At 42.0% G+C, this 17874-nt stretch carries 16 protein-coding genes; 12 read left to right on the top strand and 4 right to left on the bottom strand.

Annotated elements, in window-relative coordinates:
• The first annotated feature begins 35 nt into the window (after positions 1-35).
• The 5 genes from CTER_RS12355 to CTER_RS12335 all read left to right on the top strand — a co-directional run bounded on the left by CTER_RS12355 (position 36) and on the right by CTER_RS12335 (position 8323).
• The gene (locus tag CTER_RS12355) at positions 36-1451 is read left to right on the top strand and encodes a nitrogenase component 1 (RefSeq protein WP_004625873.1); all 1416 of its coding nucleotides are present in this window, start codon (positions 36-38) and stop codon (positions 1449-1451) included.
• Positions 1451-2725 carry a nitrogenase component 1 gene (locus CTER_RS12350; RefSeq protein ID WP_004625821.1) on the top strand — a complete coding sequence of 425 codons (1275 nt, stop codon included), beginning with the start codon at positions 1451-1453 and terminating at the stop codon, positions 2723-2725. Before CTER_RS12355 ends, CTER_RS12350 begins: the two co-directional genes overlap by 1 nt.
• 109 nt (positions 2726-2834) lie before the next feature.
• On the top strand, positions 2835-4292 hold the full coding sequence (locus CTER_RS12345) for an aryl-sulfate sulfotransferase (protein ID WP_004625723.1): 1458 nt from the start codon (positions 2835-2837) through the stop codon (positions 4290-4292).
• A gap of 45 nt (positions 4293-4337) precedes the next feature.
• Positions 4338-5534 (top strand): radical SAM protein, encoded by a 1197-nt coding sequence (locus tag CTER_RS12340; RefSeq protein WP_004625815.1) that lies wholly within the window; start codon positions 4338-4340, stop codon positions 5532-5534.
• A 266-nt stretch (positions 5535-5800) separates the two neighbouring features.
• Positions 5801-8323, top strand: a complete 2523-nt coding sequence (locus CTER_RS12335; protein WP_242834977.1) for an ABC transporter substrate binding protein — start codon at positions 5801-5803, stop codon at positions 8321-8323.
• Between the two features lie 59 nt (positions 8324-8382).
• Here CTER_RS12335 and CTER_RS12330 read toward each other — a convergent pair whose 3' ends face one another.
• The 3 genes from CTER_RS12330 to CTER_RS12320 form a co-directional block, all read right to left on the bottom strand.
• Entirely contained in the window at positions 8383-8892 is a 510-nt protein-coding gene (locus CTER_RS12330) for a flavin reductase family protein (protein WP_004625884.1), read from the bottom strand.
• Between the two features lie 87 nt (positions 8893-8979).
• The gene (locus tag CTER_RS12325; RefSeq protein ID WP_004625772.1) at positions 8980-9795 is read right to left on the bottom strand and encodes a sulfite exporter TauE/SafE family protein; all 816 of its coding nucleotides are present in this window, start codon (positions 9793-9795) and stop codon (positions 8980-8982) included.
• Between the two features lie 53 nt (positions 9796-9848).
• The gene (locus CTER_RS12320) at positions 9849-10856 is read right to left on the bottom strand and encodes a YeiH family protein (protein ID WP_004625850.1); all 1008 of its coding nucleotides are present in this window, start codon (positions 10854-10856) and stop codon (positions 9849-9851) included.
• A 236-nt stretch (positions 10857-11092) separates the two neighbouring features.
• On the opposite strand from CTER_RS12320, the gene CTER_RS12315 reads away from it, so the two are divergent.
• The 7 genes from CTER_RS12315 to CTER_RS12285 all read left to right on the top strand — a co-directional run bounded on the left by CTER_RS12315 (position 11093) and on the right by CTER_RS12285 (position 17202).
• On the top strand, positions 11093-11983 hold the full coding sequence (locus tag CTER_RS12315) for a LysR family transcriptional regulator (RefSeq protein WP_004625797.1): 891 nt from the start codon (positions 11093-11095) through the stop codon (positions 11981-11983).
• Positions 11984-12134: 151 nt separating this feature from the next.
• A complete protein-coding gene (locus tag CTER_RS12310; protein WP_004625741.1) occupies positions 12135-12485 on the top strand; it encodes a C-GCAxxG-C-C family (seleno)protein in 351 nt (116 codons plus the stop codon).
• Between the two features lie 141 nt (positions 12486-12626).
• Positions 12627-12935, top strand: coding sequence for a rhodanese-like domain-containing protein (locus CTER_RS12305; protein ID WP_004625886.1), 309 nt, complete (start codon positions 12627-12629; stop codon positions 12933-12935).
• A gap of 132 nt (positions 12936-13067) precedes the next feature.
• Positions 13068-13976 (top strand): helix-turn-helix transcriptional regulator, encoded by a 909-nt coding sequence (locus CTER_RS12300; RefSeq protein WP_004625888.1) that lies wholly within the window; start codon positions 13068-13070, stop codon positions 13974-13976.
• 95 nt (positions 13977-14071) lie between these two features.
• Entirely contained in the window at positions 14072-14542 is a 471-nt protein-coding gene (locus tag CTER_RS12295) for a GyrI-like domain-containing protein (RefSeq protein ID WP_004625817.1), read from the top strand.
• Positions 14543-14654: 112 nt separating this feature from the next.
• Complete coding sequence (locus CTER_RS12290) at positions 14655-15539, top strand: SPL family radical SAM protein (RefSeq protein ID WP_004625763.1); 885 nt, start codon at positions 14655-14657, stop codon at positions 15537-15539.
• Between the two features lie 160 nt (positions 15540-15699).
• Positions 15700-17202, top strand: a complete 1503-nt coding sequence (locus CTER_RS12285) for an MBL fold metallo-hydrolase (RefSeq protein WP_004625829.1) — start codon at positions 15700-15702, stop codon at positions 17200-17202.
• 9 nt (positions 17203-17211) lie between these two features.
• Here the strand turns inward: CTER_RS12285 and CTER_RS12280 are convergent, their stop codons facing one another.
• Entirely contained in the window at positions 17212-17832 is a 621-nt protein-coding gene (locus CTER_RS12280) for an SOS response-associated peptidase (RefSeq protein ID WP_004625793.1), read from the bottom strand.
• Positions 17833-17874: the final 42 nt, after the last annotated feature.

The following is a 17874-nucleotide window of genomic DNA, read 5'->3' as shown; positions in this document are numbered from 1 at the left end:
TCCGGTTATGGCCGCAGGCGGAGAATGGAGGCAATATGGCTGTTTTGAAGGGAAAGGCACCGGTAATCAGAGAAAAAAGTTTATCTGCCATCGGAGCTTATTATGGAACAGTAGAGGCTATATTAAGAGAATTTTATGACGGTAATCTGAAACAGCGTGTCAGAACCTTTTCTCAGGATACAAATTCGGATATTCTCTATGCTCTACAGGTAATAAATACCATTGAAAATGCAGGAATAATCATACATGGGCCCAGGGGCTGCGGGATAATTCAAAACCATTTCAATAACAGAAACTCGCTGGCCACCATGTGGGCAGTGACAAATATCGATGAGGAAGACTCTATTTTGGGCAGTGATATCAAGTTGAGAAAAACCGTAAAAAGTATTTATGAGGAAAATCATCCCGGGGTAATTTTTGTACTGACAACATCGGTAGTTGCTATAAACAATGACGATGTGGCCTCTGTTACCCAGGATTTGACTGAAGAACTGGGTATCCCTGTTGTTCCGGTATATACTGACGGGTTCAGATCAAAAGTGGGTGTAACAGGCTGTGATGTGGCCATTCATTCAATAGTGAAGTACTTAATTCCCAATAAAGCTGAAAAAGAAAATTTTATAAATGTTATTTCTGTGAATGAAAACAGGGAGAGCCTTGAGGAAATTGGCAGGCTTTTGGAGGCTTTGGAGGTTGAAACCAATGTGTTCCCGGGATTTTCAAAGCTTCAGGATCTGACAAGGGCGGGCAGTGCATTGTTCAACCTGGTAATCAGGAAAGGTGAGGGAGATTACTTTGCAAAGGTATTGAAGGATATATATGATATTCCTGAAATTGAGGTAAATGCACCTATAGGAATCAAAGCCACCGATAAATGGCTTGCCGGGATCGGCGAGCAGCTGGGAAAGGAACGGCAGGCAAGGGAACTGATTGAAAAGGAAAGTCTGTATACCGCCGATATCCTTGAAAAGTATAAATTGGACCGGACAAAGGTTTTTTTAAGCTGTGAGCCCGAATATGCAAATTCCGTAATCAGCCTGCTGGAGGATCTGAATGCCGAGATAACCGGTATTAAGGTACCCTATCTGGATATTACACATCTCAAGCATATGGAGAAGCTTTACAGAAAAAATCCGGAATTATCTTTGCTGATTGGAGAGGGGCAGCCCTATGAGCAAATAAATATTTTGAAGAAAACCGGAACTGAAATATTTGTAGGAAATGATCTGGCTGCCGGCTCAATAGCTGTTGAAGGCATTCCCGTTTTAAATATTGAGAACATAAATATTCTGGGCTATAGGGGCAGTATGGTTTTTGCGGAGAAATTGTATAAGCTGGTAAAGTACCGCGGTTTTGCAGAGAATTTCAAATATTCTTCAAACCGTCCCGTTTATCAAGCCGGGTGGCTGAAGAAAAATGCAAACTGGTATATCAAGCAGGAGGTGAAGTAATGGCAGATTACATAGAATTCAACAGGAATGGCTGTCTGCTGCAGGGAGCCGTGAGTGTTTTAAAGGCAATCGGCGGCGTTGTACCCATTATTCATTCGACCGCAGGCTGTGCAGTTCAGGAAAAATATATATCAAATGCTGCAAATGGATATGCTGCCGACAACTACACTCTTGCTTGTACAAATGTTATAGAAAAGCAGATAATTTTCGGAGGAAGCGCCAGGCTGAGGGAACAGATCAAAAATACCGTAAAGGTGCTGGAAGGTGAACTTTATGTGGTAGTCAGCGGCTGTGCCTCGGAAATTGTGGGAGACGACATGGGGGCAATGACGAAGGAAGCGGCGGAGCAGGGGTATCCAGTTATAAATATCAGCACTCCCGGATTTAAGGGCCACAGCTTTGATGCCTATGTAAAAGTAACCAGAGGGATAATAGAAGGTCTTTCCAGGAGCTATAACCAGGAATTGGCCGTAGACAGGGATTTAATCAATATATTCGGCATTGCTCCCAATATTGATCCCTATTGGGAAGGCAATCTGGGGGAGTTGTATAACTTGCTTGAAGAGGCAGGGTTCAGGGCAAATCCGCTGTTTGGTTACAGAAGCACCGTGGAAAACTGGAAGCAGATAAGAAATGCAGGCTTGAATGTGGTGTTTACGGGCTGGGGACTTGAAATAGCCCGTTATCTGGAAGAAAAGTTCGGCACTCCCTATATTTATATGGATGAAGTACCTTTCGGAATTGAAGGTATTGAAGAAATACTGGAAAGACTGGCCGATGCATACCAAGACAAAAAAGAGCTGCTTGACAGGATAAGGTGGCAGGCAAGGGATAAGTATCTTTATTTTCTGTCAAAATTAGCTCCCTGCTACTACAGACATCATATTCAAAAAGAAGCTGTGCTGGTGGGGCCTTCTTACATAGCCGCCCCGCTGGCAAAATTCCTTGAGAACGGCTTTGGACAAATCGTCAGGTCGGTAATCATTACAAATAATATACCACGACACGAGAAAGAGCAGCTTTTGAAAAAATTTGAAAATAGTGAAATTATTTTTTCAGAGGATGGCAGAAGAATAGAAGATAGAATCAGGGCCATAAGGCCTGAAATTATTCTTGGAAGCCAGCTGGAGACAAGCATAGCAAAGGAACTTGACATTCCCGTACTGTACATTTCTCTGCCCACAGAGGGGAGAATCATTTTGAACAAAAGCCTGCTGGGCGTGAGTGGAAGTCTTGCATTGCTGGAGGCATACAGCAATGCTTTTACCAGATAAAAAAGTATTGAAAATACTTTTTGGCGTGCCAAAGGCTTTAAAAAGAGCTCAATTCATTTTTGTGGCCACCAATGTGGCTTAAAGCCATACATGGCTCATGGAGGTTAATATGGGATTTCCAAGTGTAATACCTACAGGAACGACAATTTACAACAGGGATAAGGCATATGGCGGATATACCGTTTTACCCACACGAGAAGGAGCCCTGCTGATAGATATGAATGGAAGGGAATTAAAGCTGTGGAAGGGACTGCAGGGTTTTCCCAACAAATTGTTACCGGGAGGGCAGGTGTTTGGCTCCTCGGGTACCAGAAATCCAAAATACGGAATGCAGGACCAGATGGATTTATTGCAGGTGGATTGGGACGGCAATGTGGTTTGGAGGTTTGACAGGCTGGAGTACATTGCGGATCCGGGTGAAAAACCAAAATGGATGGCCAGACAGCATCACGATTTTCAGAGGGAGGGGTCGTCGGTGGGGTATTATGCACCCGGAAGCCTTCCGTTGACAGATAGAGGCAACACATTGATCCTTGTACATGAAAATGTTCATAATCCCAAAATATCCGACAAACTTCTGCTTGATGACAAGATAATTGAAGTTACCTGGGAGGGTGAAATTATCTGGCAGTGGAATGCAAATGAACATTTTGGGGAAATGGGCTTTGACGAGGCAGCCAAAAACATTCTGGCAAGGGATCCCAATATGCGTCCTGCAGGCGGAGGCATGGGAGACTGGCTGCACATCAATTCGGCATCTACACTGGGGGAGAACAGGTGGTATGACAGCGGTGACGTGAGATTTCACCCTGACAACATCATATGGGATTCCAGAGAAGCCAACATACTTGCCATAACAAGCAAGGAGACGGGCGGAATCGTATGGCGCGTAGGTCCTGATTTCAATGCTTCGAAAGAATTGATAAAACTGGGGTGGATAATCGGTCAGCATCATCTGCATATGATTCCAAGAGGTCTGCCCGGAGAAGGTAATTTACTTGTTTTTGATAACGGAGGCTGGGGCGGCTATGGAATTCCTAATCCGACTTCTCCCACCGGCCGCATGAATGCCAAAAGGGATTATTCCAGGGTGCTGGAATTCAATCCTGTCACTCTTGAAATTGTCTGGCAGTATACTCCTGCTGAAGCAGGCCTGGAAAATCCTCTGGATTCTTATAAATTTTACAGTCCGTTTATCAGCAGTGCTCAGAGACTGCCCAACGGAAACACATTGATAACCGAAGGCTCCAACGGGCGACTTATTGAGGTCACTGGCGGACACGAAATCGTCTGGGAGTACATAAATCCGTATTTTGGAGGCTTCGCCCCGTCAATGAACATGGTTTACCGTGCTTACCGTGCTCCCTATGATTGGGTTCCCCAACTTGCCGTTCCTGAGGAAATCAACATCGATAAGCTTGATATATCGAAGTTTAGAGTACCCGGTTCACCGGTTTATGACAAAACAAATGTAACTGAATTAGCCGGGGCCGAAAAGGAGGAATGGGCGGAAGAACCGGATAAAGCCGTATTCTGTGTTCTTTCCGATACCGAAAGAAATTCCTGACATTGCAAGACAAATTATTTAATTATATAAAAGGAGGCAGGGAATATGAGTGATCTGAAGGAACAACTGTATAAAGAGCTGAAACTGAAAATAGCCTTGGGTATTGAAGGTGTCAGCTTTAGTGAGGATGTCCTGAAAAAGCTTGCAGAAAAAAAGGAAATAAAAACGGTAGAATTCTGTGGACCGGGAAAATTTTCAGAAACTAAAAAACATCATTATTTTCCTCATGCAATTCATTTAAAAAATGGTTTTGGAGCATTCCCTCTGGCAGACCCCAATTCACCCTACGCTATAGTAGAGCGGAACGGAGTGTTTGGAATTGATTACAGAGGCAACTATCTGTCGGATATAAGTTTTGAAGAAGACCCCCGATTTTATTCCGGAAAAACAGAAGATGGGGCAAATATGAAGGATATTGCCCAGGACCGTTCGGTCAGCAGTTCCGATAAGAGCATAGTTGTCTGTTACAGCGAGGAATGTGCCGTAAAGGATAAGGGGCAGACCTGCCTGTTTTGTACCTTCAACGCAAAGAAGAAGTACGAGGACGGCCCCGACGGTCCAGTCTGGAAGTATCCCCGGCAGATAGGAGAGACAGTGAAAGCTGCATATGATGAAGGCTACAAGCATGTAACCATTACCGGGGGGTTCATACCCGAACGCCGGGAACTGGAGTACTATCTGGATGTGGCAGAAAGCATAAAGGATGCCCTGGGGAAAGATACCTTCAACGGCACGGCCTGTATAGGTGCACCGCTGGATTTTTCAGTAATCGAAAAATACAAGGAGGCGGGTTTCAGCACGATAGCCTTTAATACCGAGGTATGGGGCAAGGACTACTTTGAGATAGTATGTCCCGGAAAGGTGGAGGCCTGCGGCGGCTATGACAATTGGATAAAAGCCATTGAGTATGCCGTGGAGGTTTTTGGAAAAGGTAAGGTCAGAAGCAATTTTGTATGCGGCTTGCAGCCCAGGGAGGTTTTATATGAAGGCTTTGAGTATCTGGCTTCCAAAGGTGTGGTAACCATAGCCTCCAGTTGGGTCCCCTATGCGGGCTCACCGCTGGAAGGACACCGTTCTCCAACCATCGACTGGCATTGGGAGGTGCAGCTGAAACATGCTGAAATTCTGAGGAAATACGGACGTACCTTTGAGGAAGTGTTTAACGGGGCACCCGCAAGATTCCCCGTACATGACATATTTCAGATAGAAGACGGCACCTGGCCGGGCTCAGGTATAAAATAAATATTTTAAAATTATAAACTAAGGTTTTGGGATTCGGATATGTGTTTCTCAAAACCTTAGTTGCATTTGAGGGTTTATGCTGATTATACAGGTACATGAGTACAACTTTAAGGCTTACAAATATGTTGAAAATAAGAAAATTATGGTATAATATAAATTGTTATAAGTATTTCTCTAAAATGTAATACTGTTACCGGAATTATAAGAATTTATTTTTTATTAACTGAGGTATTTTCATGATGCTAAAAAATTGGAGTAGAATTTTATTGGCAGTATTCACATTTTCCTTAGTTCTATCATTGTCATTTACTGCTTCTGCATTTAGTATTGAAAAGCAAAAAAATATTCTGATAATTCATTCGTACAGTGAAGGTCTTCAATGGACCAGCGAGCAAAATGCGGGTATCATCGAAAATATCACCAAATCAAACAATAATTGTGCTATATTCGTTGAGTATATGGATTGGAAGAACTATCCCTATCAGAATAATCTTGATTCACTGTACAATTATTTAAAATATAAATATTCGGATAAAAAGCTGGACTTGATAATTACCACGGATGATGCTGCTCTCACTTTTGCATTGGAAAACAGGGGAGATCTTTTTTCCAATGCTCCCATTGTCTTTTCGGGAGTTAATCAGGAGAAAATATCCCAGATTCAGGGGAAATATGAAAATTTGACAGGTGTCATGGAAGAAATAGATCCTACCGATACAATCCGTATGGCCAGGAAAATCAATCCGGATATAGAGAATTTATATCTTATGGTTGACAATTCCGAAAGCGGAGTCACCACATCCAAGATAATATTGGAGAAAGTAAAACAAATGAATCCGGAAATAAAAGTCATTCCAATGAATAATATGAGTTTCAGCACCGTTATCGATACAGTAGGCAGGCTGGATAATAAGAGTATGCTGCTGTTTGCCACTTATTACAGTGATGGCACCGGCTCCATAATAGATTTTAACCTGGCATGCAGGGAAGTGAGCAAATACAGCGCCGTACCGACGTATCATCTGTATGATTTCGGCCTGAACAATGGTGCTTTCGGCGGTAATATGCTGAGCGGAAGATTATACGGTAATTATGCCGCCGAACTGGCTTTGAGGATTCTGGAAGGGGAAAGTGCCGATAATATCGCTATTTATTCACCAAAGGCAACCAGAAAGGTTTTTGATTACAACCAAATGAAAAGGTTTAATATTTCCCGGGATAAGCTGCCTTCGGATACCGAAATATTCAACGAGCCCTTTTCATTTTTTGAAACTTACAGGCTTCTGGTGCTGGCTGTGGCGGCAGTGTTCATATTTCTGATTTTATTCGTCATGATTCTTTTGATTTATATCAAGAAAATAAGAAGGATCCGAAAGGAGCTGCACATAAGCAACGAGGAATTAACCCAAACCTACGAGGAACTGGTGGCTACAGATGATGAATTAAAGAATCAGCTTCATGAGATTTCAGAGATACAGAGAAACCTGGCTGAAAGCGAAGAAAAATATACATATCTGGCACTTCACGATGTTTTGACAGGTCTGCCCAACAGGCGTTCGCTGTTCGAAGATGCAGACAGGATATTACATAAAGGAAATAAAAAAGCCGCCTTGCTTTTTATTGATATGGACAACTTCAAATATATAAATGATACAATGGGACATGAATTTGGCGACCTGCTGATCAAGGCTGCAAGTGACAGACTGTCCCTGGACCTGTTGGAAAAAAGCACTTTGTACAGGCTGGGCGGGGACGAATTTATAATCCTTGCGGAAGAGACCGGGCAGGATAGAGCCGAACAGCTGACTGCAGATATTCTGTACAGTTTTAAGGAGAATTTCTTTGTCAAGAATATAGGACTTCATATCAGTTTCAGCATCGGAATAGCGATATACCCCAAACACGGAAATAATATAGAGGAACTCATAAAATCCGCGGATATTGCCATGTACAAGGCCAAGGAGAGCGGAAAGAACAGGTATGTGCTATATGACAAAATCATGAATAAGGATTTTACCGAAAGGATGAATATTGAAAAACACCTGCATACTGCAATGGATAACAACGAATTCGAACTTTTTTACCAGCCGCAGTTTGATCTCAATACCAATAAGGTTACCGGACTTGAGGCTCTCCTAAGGTGGAGAAGTCCCGAACTGGGGCTTGTCTCCCCCATGAAGTTCATAAAGGTTGCTGAGGATACCCACCTGATAATTCAATTGGGGGAATGGGTTCTGATACAGGCCTGTGATTTTCTCAGCCATTTGCACAAGCAGGGTTTGACCGATATGAAAATGTCGGTCAATATCTCAACTCTACAAATATTCCAGTCTGATTTCAATACTAAAGTACTTAAAATTATTGATTACTTTAAACTCGACCCGAGCTCAATCGAACTGGAAATAACCGAAACAGTGCTTATTGAATCTTTTGAGGTGGTATATGATAAATTGCTGAAATTAAGGGAAAAGGGAATAGGAATTGCCCTTGATGATTTTGGAAAGGGTTACTCATCGCTGAGTTATCTGAAGCAGCTTCCAATAACCACATTAAAAATTGATAAAACCTTCATTGACAATGTTTCACTAATCCAGGAGAATAAAACCATTACCCAGCATATTATAAAAATGGGACGGTCAATGGGAATATCGGTCATTGCAGAGGGTGTGGAACATAACGATCAATTGGAATACCTTAAAAAATATGAATGTGATAAAATCCAGGGATATCTTTTTTCCAGGCCTTTGCCCAAGGAAGAGGTTGAGAAGCTTTTAAAGGGCTTGAAGTAGATTATTGGAAAAGTCCCATACCGGCAGCTGAAAAATGCTTCACGATATGGGACTTTTGCTTATTCGCGTACAAGTATTTTTTGAATTTCTGAAATATAGAGTGTATGATGGTCGGAATCGGGATAGAATTTGGAGTCAAGCTCGGTATCAATAAAGCATTCCGGCTTGTATTCCTGGGCATACAGCTTTTTGCATATAATAACGGTTTTTGCCTCGTCAAAATAGGGAACACCATTGTCATAAGAAACTATCAATTCCGTTTTGCCAATCTTATCCTCGTCCCTGCCCGAAACCGCACCAAGGTATCCCAACTGCTTTTTAAAGCTTCCGTCCAGGAAAGAGAGGGAAAACTGCTCCGAGCTGTCAATAAACTCCTTGGTAAAACGCTGCGGACGAATAACTATGAAAGATACATTTTTAGCCCACATCACGCCGAGACCTCCCCAGGAGGCAGTCATGGTATTGACTTTATCCGCTTTTTTGGCAGTCACAAGCATCCAGTCATGACCTATAATCCGAAATGGGCTCTGATCAAACTTCTCAGAACTGATTTCAATAAATTTATTCATATAAAAACTCCTTTTAACTATTTTCCTTTTAACTATTTATATTATGCTAATTATAATACTAATACAGGATTCAAAAAAATTCCAGTACTAAATAAATACCATGATTAAAATCCTGATACCGGCAATTCCAAGTGCCAGAGCCAGGCTCCTCACAATCCATCCGCCTTTAAGTCTCTTTGAAAGGCGGGCACCCAGCTGTGCACCAAATAATACACCTATGGAAAGGCCCGCTGTTTGCATGAGTCCGCTCGATAATACCCCTGTTGCCAAATGAACCATACTTCCGGAAAAGGACATGGAGGCCAAAACAAAATGGGAGGTGGCAGTGGCAAGATGTACCGGGAAATTAAGCACCTGAATCATGACCGGAACGTGGATGATACCTCCCCCAATGCCTAAAAGGCTTGAGAGAAATCCCACCAGTACACTTATCACAATCCCAAGTACAGGATTGTAGGAAAAGGTATGAACCACTCCGTCGATATCAGTGACAGACCGGATTACATCGCCTTTTGCAGACTTTCTGTCCCGGTTCTTGCTCTGAGGTTTTATAAAGAGGTAAACAGACCCTATTAACAATATCACTCCGAAGATCAGGTTGAAAATATTCCGGGGTATGAGAGAGGTGGCAAGAGAACCTAAAATCGATCCGGGTAAGGTTGCTATTGAAAAAATAATACCGGATTTGTAGTCAATTTTTTTCATCCGGGCATAAGCTACAGAGCCCGACAGTGAATTAAAAAATACAACTGCCAGAGATATGGCGGTGATGGTTTCAGGACTCTTATCCGGGTAGAGAAGCAGCATGACAGGTACAAGGATAAAACCTCCGCCTGCCCCAATCAGCGTGCCGAATGTCCCTACCATAAATCCCAAAGGTATTAGCCAAAATAATTGATACATATAAAACCCCTTTTATATACTTTAATACTTTGTAAATATATCAGAAAACCAATTTACATTTGTCCCGTAATAAGCTGTACACCTATGCTGGCGGCCGAAACGGCCATCCACACCAGCAAGCCCAGCAGCAAAGGCTTGAAACCGGTTTTCAGCATCTCCTTGAAATCTGCACTGAGCCCCACTGCCGACAATGCCATGACAATCATAAATTTGCCGGCTGAGGACAGGTGGGCCGCCATTGAAGGAGTAATTACAGAAAGTGTATTCAAAAGCGAGGTGGCAAGGAAACCGACAATAAACCAGGGAAAAATCTGCCTGAAGTTATAATTAACCATCCCGCCTGTTTTTGCAGCATTTCTTTTTTTCAGCATTGTAACAGCGGCAAATATTAAGGAAACCGGAATTATCATGGTGGTCCGGGTCAGCTTGACTATTGTCGCATATTCTCCCGCCATGCTGCTGAAAGCATAGCCGGCTGCAACTACCGAGGAAGTATCATTTACAGCGGTGCCGGCCCACAAACCGAAAGCTTTATCCGAAAAGCCGATCAAATGCCCAAGCGGAGGAAATATCAGTACTGCTATAATATTAAAAAAGAATATGGTGGATATGGAATAGGCAACTTCTTTTTCCTCTGCTTCTATCACCGGCGAAACTGCGGCAATTGCCGAGCCTCCGCATATTGCCGTTCCAACGCCGATCAGAGTAGTAAGATTATACGGTATCTTCAGCAGCTTTCCAAAAGCATATGCCGTTATAAATGCAATAGAGAGTGTAGCAAGCATTATATACAGAGATTCCATACCTGTTTTCCAAACCTGGGTCAGGCTTAATCCTGCACCCAGCAAAATTATTGCGTATTGAAGAACTTTTTTTGAGGTGAATTTTACACCTGATTTTGCCCATTCCGGTTTGCCAACGAAGTTGCTGATCAAAATTCCTAAAACTATCCCAAATACAGGTCCGCCTACCACAGGAAACAATCTCCCAAGCCATGATGCCGCAATTGCAAGCGATAACGAAAGTAAAATTCCTGCGATATTTCTTCTTAACCAGATCATTTTGAGTTCCACTCTGCCTTTCATTGTCAAATTTATTATGCCGGCCGGCACACAAAAATATTTATGATTTCCAATGCAAAATATTTTCTATAGATATTTTAGTGGTTATGTACTATAATTACAAATTATGATTTATTATAAATATATAAAAATAATTTATGATTGCAGTGGACAAATTTCATTATTTTTGTGACCGCGCTGTGGCTTAAAGCCACAACATGGCTTGGGAGGTTAACATGTTTGATTCCAAACTTCTCACTTTTATAAGTGTTGCAAGACTCAGGAATTATACACGGACGGCTGAAATTCTGAACATGACCCAGCCGGCCGTTACCCAGCACATTAAGCAGCTGGAGGAGTATTACTGCGTACAGCTTATAAAGAAAAAAGGAAGGCAGATAATATTGACTGAAGAAGGCGAAATGCTGTTAAAGTATGCAAAGGAACTGGAAGCAAATTCATTGAAATTTCAGAGGGCGCTGATAAATAAATCTGCAGTTGTCAAACGGTATGATATAGGAGCGACGCTGACTATCGGAGAATTTGTTCTGCCCGGACTGCTTGGAGAGCACAAACGGCTGTATGAAAACATTGATATTATATTGCATGTTTATAATCTGGAAGAAATCATAAAAAGGTTAAGTTTCGGACAATTTGATGTTGGAATCGTGGAAGGTCCTTTTGATAAGACCAGGTTCAAATATAAAAAATTAAAGGATGACGAACTGGTTTTAGCTGTATCGCCCCTGAGTGAGCTTGCTAAGAATGGGGAGGTGGAGCTTGCCGATATAATTACCGGCGGAAAGCTGATAATGCGGGAGAAGGGCTCCGGAACCAGAATAATATTTGAAAACAGGCTGCTGGAGCTTGGTATAAGCCTTGAGGAAATAAAAGTATACATGGAGGTGGGCAGTATAGGGGCAATTAAATCTCTGGTCGGGGCCGATCTGGGGTACACGGTGATCTCCAGGGAGGCTGTAAGGCAGGAAACAGAGGCTGGGACATTAAAAATAATACCAATTAAAGGTGTTAAAATAATCAGAGAATTTAACATCATATATCAGGATGACGTACAGAATGATTTTATCCGGGAGTTTATTGAATTTCTGACCGGTAAAAATAAATAAATAAAGTGGTAACAAAATATTAAATAATGCATATTATATATTGTAATATTTGAATATAACGATTGACAAATGTTATGTATTCAATTTATAATGTGTAAGTGAATACAAATATGTTTAAGGTATTAAAATTAATATACCGGAGGTATTTTATATGTCGGCTGTCAAAGCAAAAAATAATTATACGGGCCAGAGCGGATGCTCCAGAATGAATTGTGCACAGGCTGTATTGAGCGCTTTCAAAGAAGATTTTGACATAGATGAGTCTATGGTGGATACTTTTAAAGGTTACGGGGGAGGAAGAGCTCCCGGCGGCTTATGCGGCGCTTATTACGCTGTCAGGTATATCCTGGATGAAAAAGATCCTTCCAGGCTGGAAGAATTGGAAAAACACTTCCTTGAGCATGCGGGAGCATTGGAGTGCAGGAATATCAAGGGACTTAAAAAGCTCTCATGTGTCGGCTGTGTTGAAAAAAGCTCTGAGTTTTTAGAAAAATTGGGCTGAACATGAAAAAAATATTAGTTGTTAATATATCTCTTTTGGGCACTATAAATACTGTTTGCGGTACGCAGGAGAAAAGCTTCGTTCCTGCCGGAAAATAAAAAAGCGGCATGGGTACAAACCGGTCAACAAAGGAGTTAAGCAATGGAAATAAAACCTGAGGAAGCTAAAGCACGGCTTGATAAAGGCGAAAAGATCATTTTGCTGGATGTACGGACTGAAGAGGAATACAATGAGAAGCGCCTTCCGAACAGTATTCTGATTCCGGTTGAAGGTATTGATAAGGATGCACCGGCTAAACTTACCGATAAAAATGCTGCTGTTTTTGTCTATTGCACAACCGGCGGCAAAAGTGCCATAGCAGCGGAAGTTCTCACACTTATGGGATATACAAAGGTATATGACCTTGGAGGTATTGAAGACTGGCCATATGAGACAGTAAACGGTAAATAACTGTTACCGGAAAATAAATATTTAAGACAATCTTAGTATTCACTTTTTGTGAATACTGTTTTTTTGCGTCAATATAAATATGACATGCAGCTGTCAGGTTCTGATGATATAATTATTAATATGGAGGGCCTTATGCAGATTAACAGGTTATTTGAAATTGTGTACATTTTGCTGGATAAAAAAATAATAACCGCGAAAGAATTGGCAGAGCGCTTTGAGGTATCGGTGCGAACCATTTACAGGGACATTGATGTGCTTTCCCAAGCAGGTATCCCAATATATATGAGCAAGGGCAAGGGCGGAGGGATTAGTCTTCTGGATAATTTTGTACTGAATAAGTCCTTGTTGTCGGACACCGAACAAAATGAAATTCTGGCTGCGCTTCAGGGCCTCAACGCGGTACACTATCCGGAAGTGGATAATGTGATAGCAAAATTGGGACTTCTTTTTAACAAGGAAGACTATAACTGGATTGATGTGGATTTTTCACATTGGGGTGAAACTAACAGGAATAAATTTAATCTGATCAAGACAGCCATAATCAATAAAAGGGTAATAAGTTTTGATTATTCAAGCTCATACGGGCTAAGCAGCAGCAGGAAGGTTGAACCCGTTCAGCTCTGGTTCAAGGATAAAACCTGGTATTTGAAAAGCTATTGCCTGTCCAAAGAGGATTTCAGGATATTTAAACTTACAAGGATGAAGGAAGTCCGGGTTACCGACAATTCATTTCAAAAAAGACCCGATATGGAAATCTCCTTTGATGCCCGCAGGGATGAAAACTTCAGAACGGTAAATTTTAAACTGCATCTGGATAAGTCTGTTGCATACCGTGTATATGATGAATTTAATGAAAACTGTATAAGGCAAAACCATGACGGGAGCTTTGAGGTGACAGCCTCCTATCCTGAGAGCGATTGGGTGTACGGCTATATTTTGTCCTTCGGGAATGCGGCAAAAGTTATTGAGCCCGAGTATGTCAGGAATATTATAATCGACAGGCTGGAACAAACACTAAAGCAATATGCACATCAGCTGTAATATGAAAGTTCAGTGTTTTTATTTAAATATGACACAATGATGTCATATAAAGGCTGCTATCCTTTTATTAAAATATATTAAAAGGAGTGCAGGCAATGAATATGAATTATGAAACAGTAAATTTGTGCGAAATGACAGTAGCGGGTCTATTGGTGAGAACCACCAATGAAAACGGACGGGCCATGTCTGATATCGGAAGGGTTTGGGAGGAATTTTTGAAGAATGATGGTTATCCCGCGATTAAGAATAAGGTAAATTCCAAGAGCATAGGTCTTTATACCGATTATGAAGGGGATTTCACAAAACCCTATAACTTTTTGGCCTGCTGTGAAATCAGCGAGGCCGGAGAGCTGCCGGGGAAAATGGTTACAAAGACTATCCCTGCCGGAACCTACGCGAAATTTACCGTGAAGGGACATGTTCAGAGGGCAGTGGGAGAATTTTGGACAAACCTTTGGAGCATGCAGCTTGACAGGAAATACAGCTGTGACTTTGAAGAATACCAGAACAATTCGGGCGATATGGATCACCAGGAAATACATATTTATATTGCATTAAATGAATAGCCGTACGGCAGCAGAGCAGGAAGACGACCGGCAGACCGGAAATTTTCCTGCTATTTGTTTGACGGGGATGGTCAATGGATTTTATAAACGTAGAGGAGACAGGTTGATTTAAATGGAGTATATACCAGCAAAAACCATAATTTCAGGTTATGCCGAGAATAATAACTGGTTTGGCAACAACTATAACATGAATATATATAAGGGTTGTAATCATGGGTGTATTTACTGCGACAGCCGAAGCGACTGCTACCGTATTGACAGTTTCGATGAGGTGAAGGTAAAGGAAAATGCTCTTAATTTAATATATCGTGATATAAAATCCAAACGTAAAAAAGGAGTTATAGGAACGGGTGCCATGAGTGATCCCTATAATCCTTTTGAAGAGCAGCTTGAGCTTACAAGGGGAGCACTGGAAATAATCAATCAATTCGGCTTCGGAATTTCCATCGCCACAAAGAGCGACCTTGCAGCAAGGGATATCGATATATTTAAAAAGATACAAAAGCATTCGCCGGTGCTTGTTAAAATAACCGTTACAAGCTGTGACGACGGTTTGGCTGAAAAGGTGGAGCCCAATGCTCCCGTATCCTCCAGACGTTTTGCCGCAATTAAAAAACTCAGCGACAGCGGGATTTTTACAGGAATTTTAATGATGCCCATATTGCCGTTTATAGAAGACACCGAAGAGAATATCACAGGGATAGTCAGGCTTGCCCATGAGAACGGTGCCAGATTTATTTATCCAGCCTTTGGAGTGACACTGAGAATGAATCAAAGAGAGTGGTTTTATTCCAAAATTGATGAACTGTTTCCCAAAAAGAAGGAATTATATATCAAAGAATTCGGGGATTCCTACGGATGCCACTCACCAAAGGCAAAACAGTTAAAAGCCGTATTTAAGGAGGAGTGCCGCCGGTATGGGATTTTATATAAAATGGAGCATATTATTGCAGCGTACAAAAAGGGCTATTATGACAGGCAGCTGAGTTTGTTGTGAACGAGTACCTTACCATACGGGGTTACATATGATATTATAAAAAAGGCTGTTTCAGCAACAATACTGACGGCATAAATACAAGGATAATACGTGAACAGATTTCATTACATTTTGTGGCCGCAATGTCGGCCCAAAGCCATAACATGGCTTGGAGGTTAATATGCCAAGAAAAACTTATGTTACAAATATGCCGGATAAAACAGGAGCATTTATGCTGGCCTCGAAAATAATAGCAAACCATAACGGAAATATTGTCCGCGTAAGCTATAATAAAGCTGTTGACCTTCATACGCTCTTTATTGATGTTGAAGCTCAGGAGGGCGACCTGGCCAAAATAGCGGAGGAGTTGGCAAATATCGGCTACCTGAATGAAAAGATTTCGGAAACCAGAGTTGTAGTTGTAAATATCAAGATACCCGACAAGCCAGGTTCTGCACTGCCTATTCTGAGGATACTGGACAGATACGGCATAAATATTTCATACATTAATTCCAGCTCAAACAATACCGGGTTCCAGAATTTCAAGATGGGACTGCTCATAGAAAATCCAAAGGTAATAAAGATGCTGCTTGAGGATATCAGTGAAGTATATCAAATAGATATTACAGATTACGATGACTCTGAAAACAGCCTTGACAACACGATTTTCTATATCCGCCTGGCAAATGAGATGCAAAAACTAATGCATCTGAGCACTGAAACGACAATGGAGTTTATATCCGAATCCAACCGTATCTGGCAGGTGCTTCAGGAAAAAGGGGAGAATCCCAAAAAGGTTTTTGACTATATAAGGCGGTTTGCAAATTTTATAAGCCGGCATCGGGGCAGCAATTTTAATGCCGACATTGAAAGGATACAAATAAGCCCGTTGGTGACGCTATACAACATCCAGCCCCCCTGCGGCAGCAATACTTATGTTATGGAAACGGAGGACGAATTGGTACTTGTGGACACCGGCTACACAATATATTCCGGGGAAATGTTTGAAATTTTCAGCAGTCTCTTTAAAGATTGGGAAAAAAGAATTAAAAGGGTTTATATTTCCCATGCCGATGTTGACCACTGCGGTATGCTGTCCAGACTTGAGAATGCCGGAATATGTTTGAACAGGAAGAGTGCCGACAATTTAAGGCGTCAGTATGAAGGTGTTCCGGATTACAGGGAACACAATGACATCGGACTTGGCTACAGCAAACTGAGCCGTATAATTTCAGGCTATATACCTCCCGAAACACATAATTTTAAAATTCTGGATGACGGAGATACTCCCGAAGAACACGAAGAACTGCTGCATATAGGGAGTTTTTCGGTGGGAGATCTGGAATTTGAAGTATATGAGGGCAGCGGAGGTCATGTTTACGGCGAAATGGTTTTTGTCTGCAGAAAATTCGGAGTAGCTTTTACAGGAGATATTCTGGTCAACATAAGCGGTTTCAGTCCCGAACGTGCCGAGTTTAACTCTCTGGCACCATACCTGATGAGAAGTGTCAATTCAGATTCCGTAAAAGCTACCCAAATGAGAAAGCAGATAACCAGCCTTGCCGAAGAAATAGGTGAAAGCATACAAAAACCATGTATAATTTGCGGTGGGCATGGTCCGCTTTCCATAATATCCAATCGCAAGATTGTTAACATGCCCGGTACCGAAAGAGTGGCAATATAAAAGACAATTCTATCCCACCCTGCCGATGGTCAGTTCACTGCCGTACGGCCTGAGAAGACTGTCCTCCGGTGTGCAGGACGGGCTGATCCAGGCCGTTGCCCCAGGTTTGTCAAGAATGACCGGCATTCTGTTATGTATGCTCGACATCTGCCGGTTTGCGCCGGTGGTTATTATGACAAAGCGTGTTGAGAGGAGGCCTGTCCTATCTGAAAAGCTGCCGTACAAGCCTGCAAAATACATGAGGTTTGAAGCGGAAGCGCGTATGAGGTATTTGTCTTTTTTTCCGGCCCGGCCGTCGGCAGCTTTCCATTCGTAAAAGCCGCTTGCAGGTATGAGGCATCTGCCGGTGGAAAGCAGCTTGCGAAAGGTGGGCTTTTCATTGAGAGTTTCGCACCTTGCATTTATGATAACAGCGCTTGATTTCATATAGTTGGGAAAGCCCCATTTAAAAAGGTGCAGGCTCCTTGAATTGCCGGGACCGCCGGTAATAACCGGTGCGGTATCGGTAGGGAAGATTTCACCGGTTTTCACCTGCCGGGCTTCATTTTTATACCGCTGGTCTATGCCGCTAAGGATTTCTATCAGTTCCTCATTTTCTTCCTCTGTAAATACAACATATCGTCCGCACATTTTGATCCTCCTGTAAACAGAAACTTGGCATTTGTTATTTTT

The organism is Ruminiclostridium cellobioparum subsp. termitidis CT1112 (assembly GCF_000350485.1).
GTDB lineage: Bacteria > Bacillota > Clostridia > Acetivibrionales > DSM-1351 > Ruminiclostridium > Ruminiclostridium termitidis.
This window is presented reverse-complemented; position numbering and strand designations above follow the sequence as displayed.